Annotated in this window: 1 protein-coding gene; it reads left to right on the top strand. The window is 35.8% G+C overall.

All coding sequences use genetic code 11. The annotated features are described in order from the left end of the window. Positions 1-132: 132 nt before the first annotated feature. Positions 133-1,677 (top strand): IS1182 family transposase, encoded by a 1,545-nt coding sequence (locus tag MOC86_RS22015; RefSeq protein WP_268586125.1) that lies wholly within the window; start codon positions 133-135, stop codon positions 1,675-1,677. The last annotated feature ends 124 nt before the right edge of the window (positions 1,678-1,801 follow it).

Below are 1,801 nucleotides of genomic sequence, written 5' to 3'. Positions count from 1 at the left end.
TCCATTCCACATAAAGCAATATTAGCTAACAGGGGAGAGATAAGGCCTCCTTGGAGACCTCCGAAAAAACCAACCCCAAATTGTAAATTTATGCTTTAAAATAGAGTTATATTAGCTTTTTGGGGGATTATCATGCTTAGAAAAGAGAATTCAAAGCAAATTTCTGCACGGGATGAGTATTACTATGAAAAAACAGTGCCACATGATCATTTATTAAGACAAATCCATAAAGCAGTAGATTTTTCTTTCATTCGTATTTTGCTTTCTGATCGCTATTCCAAGAACCGAGGTCGTCCAGCAGAAGAGCCTGAGTTCATGTTTAAAATTTGTTTATTAGAGTATCTTTATAACCTTTCAGACGTGCAGGTTATTGAGCACATCCGAGTTAATTTAGCTTATCGTTGGTTCTTAGGATTAAACATTGATGATGATTTACCTGATGACACAACAATCAGCTACTTTCGTGTCAATCGAGTGGGCCTTGATAAATTCCAGCAAATCTTTCAACACATCATCAATCAATGTATTGAGTATGGGCTTATGAAAGCTAAGCCCAAACGGGCTATCATTGACTCAACACACATTATTGCAGATGTTGCCATTCCAACATGGCTAACCTTAGTGCGACAAGCTTTAAAAAGGGTACTAGATGACTTAAGTTTAGTAGATCAGGTGAAATCTGCTTATTTTCAACAACGGTATGAACGACTTTGGGAAGATCTAAAAGGTAAAACTCGTGATGAAAAGCTACCTTATGTATTAGAGCTTGCCACTCAAATAGTTAAAGTCGCTGGATCATTACTAAGCCAAAATGAACATTCTAATTCATCTGTAATAATGTTACAAAAAGTGATACTAGATCGTGAAGAAACAGCTAGAGATCGAATCATCAGTGTTGTAGACCCTGAGGCAAGAACTGGTCATAAATCCGATATGCGTAAAATACAAGGTTATAAAGATCATATTATGATAGATGAAGAAAGTGAATTTATTACAGCTGTAAAGGTTACCCCTGCCAATGCAGAAGATGGCGATCAACTGATGAATTTGATTACACAATTTAAAGAAGCTCATGGTGTTCTACCAAGGGAAATTACGGCAGATAAAGCTTATTGGTTCGGAAAAAATCTGCGGTTTTTATATAAGAACAATATAATTGGTCATATTAGCTGGATGAAGACGAGACAATCTACATCTGGTCTCTTTAGTCCGGAAGACTTTCGATTTTCTCCTGAGAAAATGGAAGTAACTTGCCCTAATGGCATAGCAACTAGTAGGTTTAGGGATCGTACAAAAGAACGTCAAAAAGGATATGAATTTCGTTTTGTAAAATCTCAATGCCAAGGCTGCCCATTACGATCCAAGTGTACGACTAGTAAAACTGTTCGTAACGTATTTATTAGTGACTATTATTTTGATTACAAAAGAGGTCGTGAACACTATCAGACCGTTGAATATAAAATAGCTAGTAAAAATCGTTGGTTAATTGAACGTCGCCATGCAGACAAAGTAAGAAACCATGGTTTAAGACGTAGTAGATACCGCGGAATAGAAAGAACATCCATTCATGCATTAATAAGCTCAATTGCATCAAATATTAAAAGGATGAGTAGACTGATTTTTGAAAAAGACAATCATCTTCATAGGGATAAGTCTGCCCTTTTAGACAATTTCTAAAGTAAAAAGCATTCAAAAGTACCCTCTAAGCGCCTTATATCAAGGGAATACCTTAAAGATCATACATTTTCTGTAAAAAACATTTGAGTTTTAATGAAATACTCTTACTTTTTCGGAGGTCTCC

Origin of the sequence: Priestia endophytica (genome assembly GCF_026790145.1) — a bacterium.
GTDB lineage: Bacteria > Bacillota > Bacilli > Bacillales > Bacillaceae_H > Bacillus_I > Bacillus_I endophytica_A.
The sequence above is the reverse complement of the archived record's forward strand: the minus strand, read 5'-3'. Positions and strand labels throughout refer to the sequence as shown.